This is a genomic window from Rubneribacter sp. (genome assembly GCF_965361815.1).
Genome location: NZ_CBDTNW010000059.1, coordinates 1 through 18,632, shown reverse-complemented (window position 1 = coordinate 18,632; position 18,632 = coordinate 1). Strand labels below are relative to the sequence as shown.

Below are 18,632 nucleotides of genomic sequence, written 5' to 3'. Positions count from 1 at the left end.
CGAGGGCGGCGACATCCTCAACATCAACGACCACGTCCTGGCCATCGGCATCTCCCAGCGCACCGAGCCCGACGCCATCGACGAGATCGCCCACAACATCTTCAACGACAAGACGTCCCCCGTGGACACCATCCTGGCGTTCAACATCCCCAACAGCCGCGCGTTCATGCATCTGGACACCGTGTTCACGCAGATCGACGTGGACAAGTTCACCATCCATCCCGGCATCATGGGCCCGCTCACCGTGTTCGAGATCACCCCCGAGGGCGCAGGCATCAAGGTCAAGGAGATGAACGACACTCTGGAGAACATCCTTGAGAAGTACGTCGGATGCCCGGTGGAGCTTATCCCCTGCTGCGGCGGCGACCGCATCGCGGCCGAGCGCGAGCAGTGGAACGACGGCTCCAACACGCTGTGCATCGCCCCGGGCAAGATCGTGGTGTACGAGCGCAACGACGTGACGAACGCGGTGCTGGCGGAGAAGGGCCTCGAATTGGTCGTGGTCCCCTCGGCCGAGCTTTCCCGCGGTCGTGGCGGCCCGCGCTGCATGAGCATGCCCATCTGGCGCGAGGACTAGCCCCTGCCGGCTGAGCGGCCGGACCTGGCGGCCGGCCGATCGGCCTCCGCCGAAAAAGCGCGACGCGCTTTTGCGGCGGAGGCTGGCACCGTCTCTTTCGAGATGGGCCCGTCTTGCTTGACACGTGCCTGCACGCACCGATCCGGTTAGTTTTGGCGAACGAGAGCCGGAAGACGGGTTTGCAGGTAATACCGGAGCCCCTGTAGCCCCGGCAGCCCGAACCCCGATGAGGCTGCAGGAGCTATAGGGGCATTTTGCGCGCCTGCCCGGCGCGGCCATGCGACCCATGCAGGCGGAGGGCGCGCAGGCCCCCTCCGCCTTTCCATCCTCCCTCGCACACGACAAGGGCCCCTTTCGGGGCCCTTGGGTTGGGCAGAGCGCTCCTCGACGCTACTTGCGCGAGGAGGGAGCCTTGGTCTGATCCTTGTCGCCGGCGTTCACGGCAAAGCGACCGCCGTGGTTGAACCCGGTGTTGATGACGCCTTGGGTGTTGCCTGTGACGAACCTGGCCTTGTTGAGGGTGGCGACCTCCTTCTTCAAGTCCTCCACCAGCTTCACGGCAAGCTGCATGGAGAAGTCGGCGCGCGCCACCACGCGCTGGATGACCGTGTCCTGCATGTTAGCGGGCATGGGATAGGCGGGCACCAGCCAACCGTTCATGCGCAGACGGTCGGAAAGGTCGTAAAGCGTCCAGGGCACGTCCGCATCGTCTTTGAGACCCCAGCACACGATGGGAATGTGGTCGGCGTCTTCGTAGAGCACGAACAGGCCCATCTCCTCAAGCTCGGCGGCCAGGTAGCGCGCCACGTCCAGCGTGCGCTCGTGAATCTCCTTGAAACCCGCAAAGCCGTTGCGCATGAGCACGTAGTACTGTCCCACGATCTGCGAGGCGCTGCGCGAGAAGTTGATGGCCATGGTGGCCTCCTCGCCGCCCAGGTAGCTCACCCAGAAGATGAGGTCGTTGGGCAGGGCCTCCTTGCCGCGCCACAGCACCCATCCGATGCCGGGGTACACCAGGCCGTACTTGTGGCCCGACGCATTGATGGACCACACGTTCTTCAACTTGAAGTCCCACAGCAGATCAGGTTCCACGAACGGGGCCACCATCGCGCCCGACGCGCCGTCCACGTGAATGCGGATGGGCAGCTTGGGATGCTTCTCGTTGTACGCCTCCACCAGCTCATCGAGCTTTGCCACGTCGTCGTACTTGCCGGTGTAGGTGATGCCCAGGATGGCCGTGATGCCGATGGTGTGGTCGTCCACGTAGTCCATGACCGTGTCCATGTTGAGCGACAGGTGGTCCGCGTCAAGCGGCACCAGGCGCATCTCAATGTCCCAGTAGCGGCAGAACTTCTCCCAGCACACCTGGTAGCCGGACGAGATCACCAGGTTGGGGCGCTGCGCCGTGTAGATGTCGATGCCCGCGTCCTTGGCCAGCTGCTTCCAGCGGAAGAGCATCCCCAGGCCGCCCAGCATGCACGCCTCGGACGAGCCGACGGTGGACGTGCCCATGGGCTGCTCGTCGGGGTTCGCGTGCCACAGGTCGCCGAGCATGGCCACGCAGCGGTTCTCCAGATCGGCCGTCATGGGGTACTCGTCCTTGTCGATGGCGTTCTTCTCCATGACCTCGGCCATGATCTTGGTGGCCATGGGTTCCATGTAGGTTTGGCAGAACGTGGTGAGGTTCTGCGTGGCGTTGCCCTCGATGGACAGGTACTCCCTGATCATCTCGTAGGCCACGCGCGGCTCCACGGGCTGGTCGTTCATCTTGAGGCGCGGCATCTGCGCGTCGGACGCCTCCGTTCCGAAGATGGGTGTGAGGTACTTTGTCTTCTCGTCCATGTGATCGAGGATAGTGCTCGTAGGTTCGTGCTTCTGCATGAGAAACCTCCTGTTTCGTCAACGTTGATTGAAGCTTTTTCGCACGTTCGCCGTCAGGCCTTGCCGTCGGGACGGCGGCTTGCGTCCCGGCCGTCCGCATCGCCGGGCGACGCGGCCTTCGGCGCCGAGTGCGCCCAACGATGCCGCAGCCCGTAGATGAAAAACGGGATGGCGACGGAAACCGCGAACGCCACCAGCAGCGTGGCTTGGTACACCTGGTTCGCCTGCGCCGTGAGGTTGGACGAGGGGAAAAACGATATGACAAGCGTCGCCACGGTCATAACAAGGCCCACCCCGGCCACCGCAGCCTTCACGGGCGTGCCGCCGGGCAGCTGGAACGAGCGGCGCAGGCTCTTCTTCTTGAACACCAGGTAGAAGTACCCCAAGAAGAACAGCACGTAACCCACCAGGTAGATGACCACGGTCAGCCCGATGGCCGTCAGATACCCCACCGACGAGCTTGAACCGCCCGACAGCGCGATGGACCCGCACAGCACCGCGTCCCACACCGTCACGATGGCGGCCTGGATGACCACGGTCTTCACGCTCACGCCGTGCTTGTTCACCTTCTTGAACGACGGCGGCAAAATGCCGTCGTGCGCCGTGTCGAGCAGCGCGCGTGACGGACCCACGATCCAAGCGGATATCTCCGCCAGCACGCCCAGGGCCAACAGCAGCGCCACGGCGAACACGACCCAGCTCATGGAGGGGCCTATGTGCTGGATGAAGATGGCGCGGAACGCCTCTATGACGCCGAACGACAGGTTGCCGTCCAGCACGCTTGCCGGCAGCGTGGTTGCCACGGCCAAGCCGCCCAGCGCGTCCAACGCGATGGTCAGCAGGGCCAGCACGATCATGGCCAGCGGGTAGTTGCGGTTGGGGTTCTTCAGCTCGTTCACGTGCGACGCGGACGCCTCGACGCCCATGTACGCCAGAATGAACGAGGCGAAGATCACCAGCGTGTCCACCTTGGAGAAATCGGGTACGAACGTGGCCGCGTCCATGGTGATCTGGCTCGCGCCGCCCGTTGCGAAGTAATACACCAAACCCACCAGCAGCACCGCCACCGGCACGAGGATGCCGCCCACGAAACCCACCTTGGAGATGCGCGCCGTGAACTTCGTGCCGCCCAGCTGCGTGAGCGTGAGCAGCCACACGATGGCCGCCACGCCGAAGAACATGACCAGCGGATCCTTGTAGAGCGCATCCCACCCCACCACGTAGGCGAAGGCCGCCAGGATGAAGAACGCCATGGTCACAAACCCCACGGTGATCTGGAACCATTGGAAGAACAGCGCCGCGAAGCCCCAGCGCCGCCCCAAGGTGTTGCCCACCCAGGCGAAGATGCCGCCCGACTCCCAGCCTTCGACCGTTGCCATCTCGGCCGCGCACATCGCGACGGGGAGGAACCACAGAAGCCCTCCAACGATCAAGAAGAATACCAGTTGAAACCCTGACGAGGCGAACGACGGATACTCGTAGACCGTCATCACCATGGACGCCGTGATGGCGAAGAATCCGAAGAACGTCAGCGTCCGTTTGAACGCAGGCCGACCGGCCTTGCCCACAGGACCCGGATCGCCCTGCGGCGCAGCCGCCTGCCGAGAGGACTCGCCCATGCTTGTGCTCCTTTCCCTGGACCGCATGCGCGAGGTCCCCGACGGGGACGCTTCCGCGCGAAAACGTTTGATCTCAACGTTCTACCAGAGGAAAGAGCTTGAAACGCAGCGACGGGAGGGTCTTTGCCCTCCCGTCGCCGAAACGTTGGCCGCCGCTTGCTAGCCTGCGGCCTTCGCGTAAACTTCCAGCGCGTCGCCAAGAAGCGAGCTTGCGAAGTCGTGCACGTTGTACCCTTCGGAAATGGCGGCCACCGCAGCGCCGTCGACGACGACGCCCACCATGCGCGCCGGCATGGCGATGCCAGCGCGGGAAAGGATGCGCTCCACGGCCGCATCAAGGGCCACACGGCCTTTCTGGTACGCCTCCGTGACCACATCGGACTCGGCTGCGGCTATCAGCTGGGCGTAATGAGCCGAAGGAACCACGCTCTCGTCGGGCAGGCACGCGCTGATGAGAAGGGCCACCACCTGCTTGCGGCACTCCTCGGGCTCCATGCCCTCCGCCGCCGACGCCGCCTTCTCGGCGCGCTCGGCCCACAGCTGGATGTTGTAGCGGCCCGCCTCGTGAAGAAGCTGCGTCACGGAATCGAAGTAGTACCCCACCGACGACGAAGCCGCCCCCGCCCATTTCGCCACCTTGCGGTACGTGACGGCCTTCGGCCCTTGCTCGCGCAGAAGCGCCGCCGCCGCGAGCACCAGCGAGGTGCGCGTGATCTGCGCTTTCAGCGATTTAGGCGTTTGCGTTGCGTCGCTCATGCAACCTCACCGCTTCCTTTCGGCATCGCATCCCCAAACCTGAGCACCAGCCAAAGCACGATGCTTTGCGAAAACGGCGACGCCACCGCAGCCCGCACCAGGCGCGCCGCGGCGACGTCGCGTCGAAGAACGTTCCTGAAACGCCGTTACACCTCGGTCAGATCCTTCCCTGTGTGCTCGTGCGACAAGATCATGGCAACCAGCGCGATAACCGCGATGAACACCATGTAGAACGCCGGAGCAATGTTGTTGCCGGTTGCGCTGATCAGCCAGAACGAAATGTAGGAGGCCGACCCGCCGAAGATGGCGTTGGCCAGGTTGAAGCTGAGCGCGAACCCGGAGTAGCGAACATCGGTGGGGAACGTCTCGTTCAGATAGCTGGCCAGCGTGCCGTCGTTGATGGTGAGCATCAGGCACATGACAAGCTCCACCGCCAAGATGATGACGAAGTTCATGGTGCTCAGCAGCATGAACGCCGGAATGGTGAGCACGATGAAGCCCACGCAGGCGCCGATGAGCATCTTCTTGCGTCCGAAGCGGTCGGAGACGCGCCCGGACAGGAAGATGAAGGCGATGTAGACCACCAGCACGATGTTCGTGATGATGGACGCCAACGCGGGATCGTAGTTGAGCGTCGTCTCAAGGTAGTTCGGCAGGTACGTGAGCACCGCGTAGAAGCCGACCGCGTTCAAAACGCACGCGCCGAACGAGATGATGAGCTTCTTGAGATGCTTTTTGAACAGGGTGCGGATGGGCTTGTCCTCGCCCTTGAGGCCCTTGGCCTTCAGATCGTTTTGCATCTGCTCGTACACCGGCGAGTCCTCAAGATGCTCGCGGATGTAGTGCGTGATGTAGCCCAGCGGACCGGCCAGCCAAAACGGGATGCGCCAGCCCCACTCCACCACGAACTGGGAGTCGGCGCCCCAGATGTTGAACATGGCCGAAGCGAACAACGAACCCACCAGCAGGCCCGCCGCCGTGGAGGCCGGCACCATCGAGCAGTAGAAGCCGCGATGGTTCGTGGGCGCGTACTCGGCGATGAACGTGGCGGCGCCGGCGTACTCGCCCGCCGCCGAGAAGCTCTGCACCATGCGCAGCAGCAACAGCAGCAGCGGAGCGCCCACGCCGATCATGGCGTAGCTGGGCAGGCAGCCGATAAGGAACGTGGCACCGGACATCAACAGGATGGAGATGGAAAGCGCCCACTTACGCCCCTTCTTGTCTCCCATGTTGCCCCAGAACAAAGCGCCGATGGGACGCACCAAAAACGAAAGCGCGAACACGCCGAACGTCGACATGACCGCCACCGTGCGATCCTCGCCCGGGAAGAACACCAAAGCGATGACGGTGGCCAAATATGAATAACTCGCATAATCGAACCATTCGATGAAGTTTCCGAGGAACGAAGAGCCCACAACCCTCTTGAGAGTCTTGTGCTTCTCTTCTTCGGTGTAGCCTCTCTGCTCCATCGTCGTTTCAACACTCATGATAGTCCCCTAAGAACGGTGCGGCCTCGTTGAACACGTCTACAGAAACGCGTTCGAGCCGCATGCCATGCGTCCTTTCCATCGAAACCCCAATCGTTCGTCCGAATGTAAACGCCGTATCCACTTTACCCTAGTGCAAGCGCACAAATTTTCAACAGATCGGCACGTATCCGAAATGTAACCATTTTTCGATGCGAACGGTTTCGCCACGCAACGGAAGCGCAATCCGCATCCACATGCCAAAGGACGCATAGGGCCCGCTTCAAACAATTCAAGCGGGCCCCTATCGATAGTACGTTGCCCGATCGCACGCGTGCGATCAGTAGTCTTCGAGCAAATCCACCTGGGCCTTGCTCGCACGCATGATGAAGTTGCGCTTGGCCTTCTGACCGCCCTGCGCCAGCTTGCGCAAGATCACATGCTTCAAGCGCGGATACTCGTTCATGCCGTACCAGGCGAACGCCGTGCCGCCCGTGTAAGCCTCCACAATGCTGTGCACTGGCAAGCTTGCATCGCGCTTCGCGTCGAGGGCCAAGTACTCCTTGATCTCAGCCGCGCACACGTCGCGGATGACCTCGGGGCTGATCTCCAGGTCGCGCGACAGCTGGTTAAGCTGATAATCGACCTCGGCCTCGTCGGCGTGCGGGAAGTACGTCACATCATAGGTGACCGCGCCCAGCCCCGACGCCTTCGCAAAGCCCAGAAGCGTATCGAGCGACATCATCTGCACGTGGTCTTCCGTGCGCTCGGCGATGTCCAGCTCAGCCGGGAATCCCTGCAATCCTGCCTGGTCGAAGGCGACGCGCAGCTCTTCCTCGCTCTTCGCGGCCTCGAACTCAACCTCAGTCGCAATGTGGGTCAGGTTGCTCGTAATCTTCATGTTCTGCACCTTCCTTTTCAGAGTGGGGCGGTCGTGGCGCTTCGACCAACCGACCGCCCATCCAACGCGCTTTCAGCGCGAACGCAGACCCTATCGAAGATCGAGGTCCTCTTTCTGGGCCTCCTCTTCAAGGCGAGCAGACAGGTTCTCGCGAATCTCGACCTCTTTCTCGTGCTTCGCGCCCTCGATGATGCCCTTGATAGCCGGGATCGCCCCGCCACCGATGATGAGGACACCGCCGATGATGGTGTTGATGGTCAGCGCCTCGCCAAAAATGACCAGGCCGATGAACAGCGCAACGGGAACCTCCCAATACGCGATGGTGCCGTAGTCCGCAGCCGGAAGGTTGCGGCCCGCGACCAAAAGGAAGCCCAAGGCCACCGCGCCGGAGAAGATCCACAGAAGAACGGCGCCAATCCAGTTGAACGGGGTGAGGTGCAGGTTAAGCGCCCAGTTAGACGGCACGATGCCGCTTTCGCCCATGAAGTTCATAACGAGCGTCACCGCCAAAGCGGCAAGCGCAGCGGCCAAGAAGTTCCACACGCCGCGAGCGGTGGTGTCAGCATCTTTGCGATAGCCGTTGAAGAACATCGACAGGCCGTAGAACACGCCCGAGAGCAAACCGAAGATGTCGCCGATGCCCTTCTGCGGATAATCAGGCGTGGACATCTCAAGGCTGAAGCTCACCGTGAAGGCACCCGACTCGTTGAACCCGACGATGTTGTTGCCAAACAGCGTACCCACGATAACGGCTGCCAAGCATACCCATTGGAGAATCGACATGGGTTCCTTGCGGAATATCCGCGCGAACAGAATGCACAGCACGGGGCCCGTGTAGATGAACAGAACCGAGTTCGCAACCGACGTGAGCAACGTGGCAGTCACGTAGCATGCGAGGGAAAGACCGATCATGACGCCGCCCAGAATGATGGCGGGCGTCACTTTGAGCTTCTTGAACACGCCCACCTTGTGGGTGATGAACACCAGCGCCACGAAGAAGATAAGGCCCATGGTCATGCGGCCCACGGCCATGAGCGCTCCGACGGAATCGCCAGCATTCAACCCCGCCGTTCCGTCGAACATGTCGGTGCGCGTTCCCCAGCGGCTGAACAGGGGCACAAGACCCATGCCCGTCGCCGAGATGAGCATGGCAATGGTTCCCCATTTCCGATCCATCTCGAAGCCGGTGCCGTCACCGGTCTGCGCACTTCCTGAGGTGATCTTGTTGTCTGCCATTGGTCCTCCTTAAACCAGTAGCAAAAAAGGTAAGCTCCAGCCAGGCCTCCGCAAGAAGGATTATTCGTCATGAAAGATCAAATGCGAAACTACGAGGTCTTGCCTTTGATCCTGCATAACCGCTTTCGATTGTGCGTGATTGTTGCGGACTGGAACCAAAAAGGGGATCCGGAATGCCTTGCAAAACGAATCCCCTTTCTTTTACATCGCGACGCTGTCCATCGAAGTCGAGGTCACGCCGCGTGGCTTACTACGCAGCTGCGCTTAGTCGTTCCACATCTCCGGGCGCACCAGGGTGGGATCCTTGACGCGGTTCGGGAAGTAGTCGAGGCACTCGCCCTCGCGGTAGACGTCGGCCGTGGAGCAGTGCAGGCCGCCGCCGAACGGGTAGGCGTCGCGCAGGTCGCAGGGGATGACGTTCATGCCGAGCTTGTCCATCTGCTCCTGCTGGTAGACCTCGGAGGCCTCCACGATGACCGTCTTGGGGTCGAGCACGAGGCAGTTCATGGACAGCCACACCGAGCTGTAGCACAGCGCCGGCGGCTCGTCGTGGGCCGGCTGGGCGGCCTCGACGATCTGCCAGTCGTTGGCCTCGAAGATGGCGCGCTGCTCCTCGGGGAGCTTGCGGTGCGGGTTGTTGATGATCAGGCCCGGGCGCAGCGGCACGAAGGTCGCGTCGATGTGGATCGGGTAGGGGTCGCCGGGGAAGTTCACGGCGTGCACGCGGTACTCGGGGTAGTAGCGCTGGAACCAGTCCATGGCCGTGCGGTTGGTGGTCAGGCCGTGCTGGATGAACAGGTCCTTGCCCATGCGCATCACGTCGGCGGCGTCCCACATCGGCTCCACCTCGGTGGTGACGAAGTCCTTGTTGGCGGTGCGCACGAGGCGCTCCTCCAGCGAGATCTTCTCGTCGTAGTAGTTGTGCTTGTAGGAGGCGTCGGTCAGGCGCGGGCGCGGGGCCTGGGTCCACTTGAACTCGGGGTCCTCGTCGAAGTACTGCTTCATGAGCGGCCAGTAGGCCAGGTACTCGAAGTAGCGGCAGCGGAAGGAGTTGGCCGAGGCCATGATCTCGCTGCCGATGGTGAGCAGGATGTCGCGGGGCGGCATGCAGGTCATCATCGAGTCGTTGCGGAAGTCCGGCGTGCCGATGGCCTGGTTCCACTGCAAGGGCGTCGGGCGGTCGACGACCACGCCGCGGTCCTCGAGGATCTTCACGAGGTTCTCGAGGCACTCGTTGCCGCGCTCGACGGTGGCCAGCGGGCGCAGGCCCCACATGCCGCGCATCTCGGAGTCCACGGGCACCTTCTCGGAGGTCGCGGGCTCCTCGGGCGGGATGACCGAGTTGTCGCAGCGGCCGACGATCACGCGCTTCAGCGGATCCCAGTCGTTCCAAGAGTTGACTATCTTCGCCATGACAGTCTCCTTTCTCCGGCAGCGCCCCATGCGCTGCCTAGATGGCTTGCACAACTACTGTGCACTGCAGCTCAGCCAGCGAAAACGCCGCGGCTGCAGGGAAACTTTGGAGACTGATGCTTCATGTGCGCTCCTCGGAACCCTTCCGTGGCGTATCCGCCAGATTTGCCGATGACGCAGTTATACCACCTTTTTTGATCACCTGCAACATGAAAATCAATCGCATTTCGTTCCGTTTTCTGCCTGTTATTGTGCAGTTGCACAATTATTGGAATCGATTGCTTTTTATCTGCCCGACACTTTTTGATTCATATTGGATATTTTCTCATTCTATTCATGGACTTTTGCATAAAAAGGGAAGAAACCTCATGTCCATGCACGAGCCGGCTTGCCATGCGACCTCCCGGCTCTCTTCCTCTTTGCACAAAAATGCCCGGAGAAAATTTTTTGAAAGGCTGTAAAAATTCGGTCAGGGTCGGCCGGGATTGAAAACCACGTTGAATGCTCTTGCGCAATGCGGGCAGAAACCGAGCCGGACGCGCGGGGCGTGGGCGCGAGACCCTGGCCCCGGACGCTATCGGCCGGCTTCCGGCGAGAGCCGGGATGAACGCGGGACGGACGCGAAAGGCGGATGGGCGAGACACGGGGCGAGCGCAGCGCGGGCGCGGGCGTGGGGCGTGAGTGCGGCGCGGGCTGGCGCCCTCTTTTTGCAGCGGTCTCTTAATAGTAGCGGTAGTACGCAGCACAGCTGCCTTCGGAAGACACCATGCAGGGACCCACCGGGTTTTCCGGCGTGCATACGGTGCGGAAGAGCGGGCAGTCGCTTGGCGCCATGATGCCGCGCAGCACATCCCCGCAGCGGCAGCCCTTCGGATCCTGCGTGGGTTCCACGTCGGGTTGGAAGCGGCGCACGGCGTCGAAGCGCGCGAACTTCTCGCGGATGCGGTAGCCCGAGCCGTCGATGACCCCGAGGCCGCGCCAGGTGGCAGGGCAGGTTTCGAACACCTCGTCAATGGCGGCCAGCGCGGTGGGGTTGCCCTGCGGCATGACGCCGCGCGCGTAGGCTATCTCTATCTCCGCGCGGCCTTCGTGCAGTTGGCGCATGATCATCGCGATGCCCTGCAGCACGTCCACCGGCTCGAAACCCGTGATCACGCCGGGGATGCCGTATTTCTTCGCCAAAAACTCGTACGGCGCGGCACCGATGATGGTGCTCACGTGGCCGGGCAGGATGAGCGCGTCCAGCTTGAGCTGCGGGTCGTTGATGATGGCCTCCAGCGCGCCCGGCATGTTCTTGTGCGCGGCGAACACGGTGAAGTTCTTCAGGTCGGCCGCGGCGGCGCGCTTCACGGCCATCGCCACAAGCGGCGTGGTGGTTTCGAAACCCACGCCCACGAACACTATCTGACGCTCCGGGTGCTGGGCGGCCAGCGTAAGCGCGTCCAGCGGCGAGTACACGATCTGCACGCTGCGGCCGGCCGCTTGCTCCTGCAGCAGGCTCGACGTGGAGCCGGGCACGCGCGTCATGTCGCCGAACGTGGCGATGGTGACGTTCGGGATGCGCGCGAGGGCGATGACCGTGTCGATGTCGCGGTTCGAGGTCACGCACACGGGGCAGCCGGGACCGCTCGCCAGACGCGTGCCCTGCGGCATGAGGTCGCGGATTCCGTTGCGCGCGATGGCCACGGTGTGCGTGCCGCACACCTCCATGAGCGTGGCGCCGCCTGCGGGGGCCAGCTTGCCGATGGACTCGATGAGGCCGCGCGCCAGCTGCGGATCCTTGAACGCCGCAAGCTCCCGCTGCATCTCGTCGGCGTCCACCGCGCGCGCCTCGTGCATGCCCGGCGAGGCGGAGGCGCTTGGCGCGGCGAATGTTTCACGTGAAACATTCGTTTCCTTGCAGCCGGTCATCTTGCAGCCTCCTCGCTTGCGGGGAGGTCGTCGCCGGCGAGTTCGGGGAACTGCTTGATGAGGTCGATGGTCTCCTGCGCGTAGTCGGGGTCCACCACCTCAATGGCGAAACCGGCATGCACTAACACGAAGTCGCCCACGCCGGCCTGCGGCGTGAGGTCGATCGCGATGTCGCGGGTGACGCCGAGGATGTCCACGACGGCCAAGCCGCCGTCTTTGAGCTCGGTGATCTTCGCCGGTATAGCCAAGCACATGGTTCATGCCTTCTTTCGGATTGCGGCGCGCATCCGTGCAGAAGCGCGCCTTACGCGCCGCTCTCGGCAGCGCCCTCTTCGCTTGCGGCCCATGCTACCACAGCCTGCCCGAACGAGACGGAGCCGTCGTTGGGCGGTAGATCGCGATTGACGGCCACCGTGAAGCCCGCGTCCTCGAGCGCGGCAATCGCGTGCTCGGCTAGATAGCGGTTCATGAACACGCCGCCGGAAAGCGTCACCGTCCCAATGCCGTGCAAGGCGCGCACAAGTTCCGCCACCGTGACGACAGCCTGCACGAACGCGTCATGGAAGCGGCGCGCGATGACGGAAACGGGCACGCCGGCGGCAAAATCGTCCAGCAGCGCGCGGAACGTGGGCGCGGCATCGAGCAGGAGCACGGAGGTGTCCTGCGCGGTGCTTTGCGCGGTGGCGGTGTTTTTGAGAACGGCGACGGCGTAGCGGTCGAGCGCGGCCGCATCGTCCTGTTTCGCCTGGTCGTCAGCGAATGTTTCACGTGAAACATTCGCTTGGCCGTTAGCGGGGGCCGCAAAGGGGAGGGTGGAGGGACCGGCGGGGGCGGCGGTCGGGATGGCGGCCGCAGAGGGGCCGGCGGGGGCGGTGCCGGGAGCGTGGGCTGGGATGGCGGCCGCAGAGGGGGCAGCGGGGGCGGTGCCGGGGCCGGCGGGCGCCCGCCCTGGAAGCGGGCGCACCGGCGGGGCGGAGATGGCCGCCTCCAGCAGGATGGCGGGCTCGCCTTCGTACGCCGGCTCGACGCAAATGCCCAAAAGCGCGCTGGCGGCGTCGAAAAGACGGCCGACCGACGAGGTCATAGGCGTGTTCACGCCCTGCTCGATCATCTGGTTGCAGATGGCGGCCTGCTCGCCCAGCGCTTCGAGCGCGCGGGCCGCACCGGGATGGTCAAGCAGGTCGAACGCCCAAAGCGCGCCGTAGGCCATGCGCAGCGGGTGCCGCACCGCGGCCGCGCCGCCCGGCAGGGGCACGTAGGCGAAGTTCGCGAAACGCTCGAAAGCGCGCCGGTTGGCGAGCAGCACCTCCCCGCCCCAGATGGCTCCGTCCATGCCGAAGCCCGTGCCGTCGAAGGCGATGCCGCACACAGGGTCCGTCAGGCCGTTCTCGGCCATCACCGACGCAACGTGCGCGTGATGGTGCTGCACTTCGATGACGGGCAGGTTTTGGGCATGCGCCCACTTCGCGGAAAGGTACTCGGGGTGCCGGTCACACGCCACCAGGTTGGGCTTGATCTCGAAGAGCGCCTCGAAGCGCTCTTTGGCGGCGAGCCAAGCGTCGTAGGTTTCGGCGTTCTCCATGTCGCCGATGTGCTGCGAGACGAACGCCTCCGCATCCCGCGTGAGGGCGAACGTGGCCTTCTGCTCCGGCCCGGCAGCGAAGATGGAAGGTCGCTGCGAGGAGGCCGCGGATCCGTCGTCTTCGAGAGGCGGGACGCTGGGGGAAGCCGCGGCGTTGGCCGATTTCGCCGGCTGGCAAGCCAACGGGACGGGAAGGGGCGCGTAGCCGCGGGCGCGGCGGACGAACTGCACGGCCTCCCCCGCGCTGCCGGCGCGGATGACGCGGATGACCGAGTCGTCGTAGCGCGTGCGGATAGCGCGGTCGTGGCCCATGAAGGCGTCGGCCACGGAGAAGAGCCGGACGTAGGCGTCCTCGTCGTCGATGACGATGGGTTCGTCGTGCAGATTTCCGGAGGTCATGACCAGCATGGGGACGTCCGTCCTGCCGGCCGCTGCGGCAGCGGTGGCGAAATCGTGCAACAGCAGGTGCTGCACGGGCGTGTAGGGCAGCATGACGCCCAGCTCGGGCAGCGCGTCGGCCAGACCGGGCGCGAACACGGCGCCGGCGCGCTTCCTCAGCAACACGATGGGCCGTTGCGCGCCGATGAGCGCGGCTTCCTCGGCCTCGCCCACCTCGCACGCTTGGCGCACGGCGGCCAGGTCGGGCATCATGACGGCGAACGCTTTGCCCTCGCGGCGCTTGCGAGCGCGCAACCGCGCCACGGCCTCCGCGTTGTTCGCGTCGCATGCCAAGTGGAAGCCGCCAAGGCCCTTCACCGCCAAGATCTTGCCTGCCATCAGCAGCTCCACGGCGCGTGAGAAGATGGCGTCGCTCTGCTCGCGCGTGACGCCCCAGGACAGCGGACCGAGAGGCGCGTCCACAGGGCCGCACGGCGCGCCGAGCCGGACGCCCGTCGTGCCGCGGTCGCCCGTCGCGCCGCGGTCGTTCGCCGTGCACCGCTCGCCCGTCCCACATCGTTCGCCCTGCGCACCGCGATCATCCGTCGCCCCGCGAACGTCTGCCTCGCAGCATTCGCCCACGCCGCCACGGCCGGTCGTTTCGCCGTGGTCGTTCGCTTCGCAACGACCGTCCTCCTCGTCCTGCGCTCCGAATGTTTCACGTGAAACATTCGTTTGCGCGTCGGTGCATGTTCGCGCGTCGGGGTTTTCGTGCTCGCGCCAGCTGATATGCGGGCCGCACTCGAAACATGCGTCCGGCTGCGCGTGGAAGCGCCGATCCAGCGGATCGGCGTATTCGGCGGCGCAGCGCTCGCACATGGGAAAATCCTTCATCGACGTGCTCTTGCGATCGTAGGGCAGCTTCTCGATGATGGTGAAGCGCGGGCCGCAGTTCGTGCAGTTGATGAACGGGTAACGGAAACGCCGGTCGTTGGGGTTGAATAGCTCGCGCACGCAGTCGTCGCAGGTGGCGAGGTCGGGCGACACGAGCGTGGTCTTCTCCACCGCGCCGGCGTCCGAGAAGCGGATCTCGAAGGAGTCGAAGCCCTCAAGCGGCACCTCCGCGAGGTCGATCTCCTCCACGCGCGAGGCGGCCGGCGGGTTCTCGGACAGCTCCAGCACGAATTCGTCGAGCAGCTTCGACTCGGCCTCCGCATGGATGAACACGCCGTCGGTGGCGTTGAGCACCCAGCCGTCCACCAGGTACTTCTTGGCCAACCGATAGACGAAGGGGCGGAAACCCACCCCTTGCACGATACCCTTCACCTGGATGTCGAGCGCCTCTTTCATGCGTCTTTCGCCTCGCTTCCGCTTTGCCGGGCTTATGCGCCCGTCGCCCGTTTCACGTGAAACATCCGGCACGCGGCGCCGCTCGGTGCGGAAACGCCGCCGCACCTGCCGCACGCCCGTGCAGCGCGCGGCACGCCTTCGCGTGCCCCTGCGCCACGCGCCCCGCGCCGTGCGCCCACGTTAGCGCTCGGAGGCGCCAAGCTCCTCCAGGATGTCGGCAACCACTTCGGCCAAAGCGCGCAGCGTGACGCCCGAGTTGTCGGGCAGGTGCAGGTGCACGCAGCGGCGTCCGCGATCGGCCAACGTCAGCAAGTCGCCGGACGCCTGGGCCTTCGCCAAGGTTCCCAGGCTTTCGGCCTCCCGTCCCAACGGGATGTCTTTCAGCTCGTCGGCCGACAGGATGAGGAACACGCCGCAGTTCGGCCCGCCTTTGTGCAGCTGACCGGTGGAGTGCAGGTACCGGGGACCCACCTCCAGGCACGACACCACGCCGCGCTTCTCGGCCACGTCGTGGCGGATGGCCTCAAGCGCCTCGCGGCGACCCTCGCCCGTGAACGGCAAAAACGCGTTGAGCGCGAAGAAGTCCCCCGGCTGGATGCTGCCGAAAAGGGCCCGCAGGGCGCCGCGGATGTCCGTGCAGTCCTTGAAGCACGGCGCCAGGCGCACCTCGGCCTCGCCCATATGGACGTCGTCGACAAAGTCCTGCGTGAAATCGGGCGCAGGCTGGCCTTCGCGCAGAATGTCGAGCACGGCGGCCTTCGCGGATGCCACGTCGGGCTGGTCGAAGGGGCACACGCGCATGAGGTAGCCGCACATGGCGATGGCGTACTCCCACATGACGAAGTGCTCGGCCAGCTCCTCCACGGTGTTGATCTTGTAGTTCTGGCGCGGGATGGCCGGGTCGATGTAGGACAGGCTCATCTCGAAGTTGCGCCGCTCGTCCCACAGGTCGGTCTTGGTCAGGTACGTGATGACGCTGCGGTCGCCGGGGTCCTTGGTGAGCAGCAGGGTGTCCACCTCGATGTTGGGCAGGATGCCCTGGCCTTCCTTGCCCAGGCTCTCGGCCACCAGCTGCTCTATCCACAGGCCCAGCACGCGCCCGCGCTTCTGGGTGAGGAACGAGAACTTGTTGCGGCCCTGCACGTAATTGTCGTACAGGAAGGCCGCCAGCACGATGGCGGGGTTGTCGATGGCGTCTTCGCTGCACTGGCGCTCGGCTTGAAGGGCGTGCTCCATGAAGTCGTTCAGGTCGATGCCCACGAGCGCGGCGGGAAGCAGCCCGAACACCGACAGGGCCGAAAAGCGCCCGCCCACGGAAGGCTCGCCCAGGAACACGGCGCCCCATCCCTCTTCGCGCGCCTGGCGCTCCAGGTCAGAGCCGGGATCGGTGATGGCCACCAAATGCTTGACCAGCTCCTCTTCGCTGATCTTGTCGGCCACGGCGTCGCGCACGGCGCGCAGCGCCAGGCGCGGCTCTATGGTGCCGCCGCTTTTGGACGATATGATGAACAGCGTGGTGCGCGGATCCGCCTCGGCCAGCATGGCGCGCACGCGCACCGGGGAGTCGGAGTCGAGCGTGCGAAACGCCACGGCCGACGAGTCCGGCTTGTTGTACTTCGTGATGGTCATGGGAGCCTGCGTGGACCCGCCCTGCCCGATGAGGACGACGGTCTTGAGGCCCTGGGCGATGATGGAGTCGGCGAACGCCTGGATCTCGCGCAGCGGGCACGGAGGGTTGCTGGCCAGATCGGCCCACCCCATGAAGTTCTCCGCGCACGAGCGCGCCTCCTCGGAGAAGTCGTAGAGGGACGCGTCCTTCGAGCGCAGGCGGCTGGCCACGCATTCCTTCACGAGCATCTTGGCGGAAGGATACAGTTTTTCCATGTCACCGGAGAGCATGCTACCTTCTTTCAGAGTAAAAGTTTCTTCATTCTAGCAAACGTGCGAAAAGCGCGCCCGCGCTGCGGGCTCCTTGTGGTGGAGTTGTGAACGAAAGCGGCGCGAACACGCCCCCGCAAGGGCCGCGCTGCCGCAAAGGACGTCGCGCCACGCGGGGGTTGCCCCTTCCCCCTTCCCTTGTGGCATAAAATTATTGATATATAATTTCTAATAAGATATTATCTCGTTAAGGTGGGTAAGAGGGCCCGCCATGATAAGAGGAGGAAGACGCATGACCGGAATTTCCAGACGAGACTTGCTGAAAGGCGCTGTGGTGAGCGCTGCTTCCGTTTCGACGCTCGGCCTGCTGGCCGCTTGCTCGAACGAGGCGCAGCCCGCTGCGACGGCTTCCGAAGAGGGAACCAACACCACCGACGCCGGCGCCGCCAGCACCGACTCCAACAGCGAGTACGTGGCGGAGGTCCTTGACCCCTCCAGCGCGCCCGACGCCGCTTCGGCCAGCAACTTCAACGTGGTGCCCGAGAGCGAGACCGTCGTGGGGACCACGTACGAGAACCTGCTGACCGCCATCGCGGGCGAGACGGGCGCCACCACGAAGTACGAAGCGTACTCCAAGGTTGCCGAGCAGGAGGGCTTCGACGTGCTCGCCCGCCTGTTCCAGTGCACGGCCGATGCCGAGAAGATCCACATCGAGCTGGAGTACAACCTGGCCAAGGAGATCGACCCCGCCACCGAAAAGCCCGAGCCGCCCGCCGTGGAGGAGCATGAGAGCGACATCAACCTCATCTCCGGCGCGAACGGAGAGATCTACGAGACGTCGGACATGTACCCCTCCTTCATCAAGAAGGCGCAGGAAGAGGGCAACAACAAGGCCGTGCAGGTGTTCACCCGCGCCAAGCTGGCCGAGGCCTACCACGCCAAGCTGTACATGGACGCCTACACCACCATCGACGAGCCGTTCGACGGCAAGTACTACCTGTGCCCCATCTGCGGCTACATCCACAAGGGCGAGAACTTCGTCGCCTGCCCCATCTGCCTGGCCCCGAAGAGCTCCTTCACGGCGTACTAAGAACCCGGCATGCGCGCCGCGCCGCAGGGCCACGTGCGGCGCGGCGCAAACGAGTGTTTCACGTGAAACATTCTAGGACGGAAAGCGGCTGCCCTTTTTTGCGAGGGCGGCCGCTTTTCGCTGTAAGTGCGGCGCGCCCGTCGTGTGGCGCGGGGCCTTTCGCTGTAGAGCGGCGCGCCCTTCGTTCGGTGTGAGGCGCCCTTCGCGCGTTGCGGCATTCCCTTCGCTGCAGGCGCGGCGCACCCTTCGTTCGGCGCGAGGCGTCCGTCGCTGCAGGTGCGGGGCGCCCTTCGCACGGTGCGGCATTCCCTTCGCTGCAGGCGCGGCAATCCTTCGCGCGGTGCGGCGCGCCCTTCGCTCGTCGCGGGCGTCCTTCGCGCGGTGCGGGACGCCCTTCGCTTGGGCGCACCCTTCGCGCGGTGCGTCGGCAAACGGATGTTTCACGTGAAACACTCGGTCGAGAGAGCGGCCCGTCTACGGAAACGAACCGGTTTTCGTCGCCTCTCTGTTAGACCAGGATTGACATGGACCTATGCTGGCCAATCCTCGAGCCGGGCTTCCCCTGGCCGGGCGCTTCGGAAGGCCCCGCCCGCC

At 64.3% G+C, this 18,632-nt stretch carries 13 protein-coding genes; 2 read left to right on the top strand and 11 right to left on the bottom strand.

Annotated elements, in window-relative coordinates; translation table 11 throughout:
- Positions 1-577: arginine deiminase family protein (locus tag ACWKY3_RS03905; RefSeq protein WP_449315107.1), on the top strand; the 577-nt coding region annotated here is incomplete at its 5' end.
- A 390-nt stretch (positions 578-967) separates the two neighbouring features.
- Here the strand turns inward: ACWKY3_RS03905 and ACWKY3_RS03900 are convergent.
- From ACWKY3_RS03900 to ACWKY3_RS03850, 11 genes are all read right to left on the bottom strand, one after another.
- A complete protein-coding gene (locus ACWKY3_RS03900) occupies positions 968-2,458 on the bottom strand; it encodes a glutamate decarboxylase (RefSeq protein ID WP_449315106.1) in 1,491 nt (496 codons plus the stop codon).
- Between the two features lie 53 nt (positions 2,459-2,511).
- Complete coding sequence (locus ACWKY3_RS03895; RefSeq protein ID WP_449315105.1) at positions 2,512-4,077, bottom strand: amino acid permease; 1,566 nt, start codon at positions 4,075-4,077, stop codon at positions 2,512-2,514.
- A gap of 159 nt (positions 4,078-4,236) precedes the next feature.
- Entirely contained in the window at positions 4,237-4,833 is a 597-nt protein-coding gene (locus ACWKY3_RS03890; protein WP_449315104.1) for a TetR/AcrR family transcriptional regulator, read from the bottom strand.
- A gap of 146 nt (positions 4,834-4,979) precedes the next feature.
- Positions 4,980-6,320, bottom strand: a complete 1,341-nt coding sequence (locus tag ACWKY3_RS03885) for an MFS transporter (RefSeq protein WP_449315103.1) — start codon at positions 6,318-6,320, stop codon at positions 4,980-4,982.
- Between the two features lie 319 nt (positions 6,321-6,639).
- Entirely contained in the window at positions 6,640-7,200 is a 561-nt protein-coding gene (locus ACWKY3_RS03880; RefSeq protein ID WP_449315102.1) for a hypothetical protein, read from the bottom strand.
- A 90-nt stretch (positions 7,201-7,290) separates the two neighbouring features.
- A complete protein-coding gene (locus ACWKY3_RS03875; RefSeq protein WP_449315101.1) occupies positions 7,291-8,436 on the bottom strand; it encodes a DMT family transporter in 1,146 nt (381 codons plus the stop codon).
- A 264-nt stretch (positions 8,437-8,700) separates the two neighbouring features.
- Positions 8,701-9,849, bottom strand: coding sequence for a serine/threonine protein kinase (locus ACWKY3_RS03870; protein WP_087194711.1), 1,149 nt, complete (start codon positions 9,847-9,849; stop codon positions 8,701-8,703).
- 720 nt (positions 9,850-10,569) lie between these two features.
- Entirely contained in the window at positions 10,570-11,688 is a 1,119-nt protein-coding gene (hypD, locus tag ACWKY3_RS03865) for a hydrogenase formation protein HypD (protein WP_449315108.1), read from the bottom strand.
- A gap of 68 nt (positions 11,689-11,756) precedes the next feature.
- A complete protein-coding gene (locus ACWKY3_RS03860) occupies positions 11,757-12,014 on the bottom strand; it encodes a HypC/HybG/HupF family hydrogenase formation chaperone (RefSeq protein ID WP_449315100.1) in 258 nt (85 codons plus the stop codon).
- 50 nt (positions 12,015-12,064) lie between these two features.
- Positions 12,065-15,070, bottom strand: a complete 3,006-nt coding sequence (locus tag ACWKY3_RS03855; RefSeq protein WP_449315099.1) for a carbamoyltransferase HypF — start codon at positions 15,068-15,070, stop codon at positions 12,065-12,067.
- A gap of 180 nt (positions 15,071-15,250) precedes the next feature.
- Positions 15,251-16,969 (bottom strand): glucose-6-phosphate isomerase, encoded by a 1,719-nt coding sequence (locus ACWKY3_RS03850; RefSeq protein ID WP_449315098.1) that lies wholly within the window; start codon positions 16,967-16,969, stop codon positions 15,251-15,253.
- A 271-nt stretch (positions 16,970-17,240) separates the two neighbouring features.
- Between ACWKY3_RS03850 and ngr the strand changes: the two genes are divergently transcribed.
- Positions 17,241-18,038, top strand: a complete 798-nt coding sequence (gene ngr, locus ACWKY3_RS03845) for a nigerythrin (RefSeq protein ID WP_449315097.1) — start codon at positions 17,241-17,243, stop codon at positions 18,036-18,038.
- The last annotated feature ends 594 nt before the right edge of the window (positions 18,039-18,632 follow it).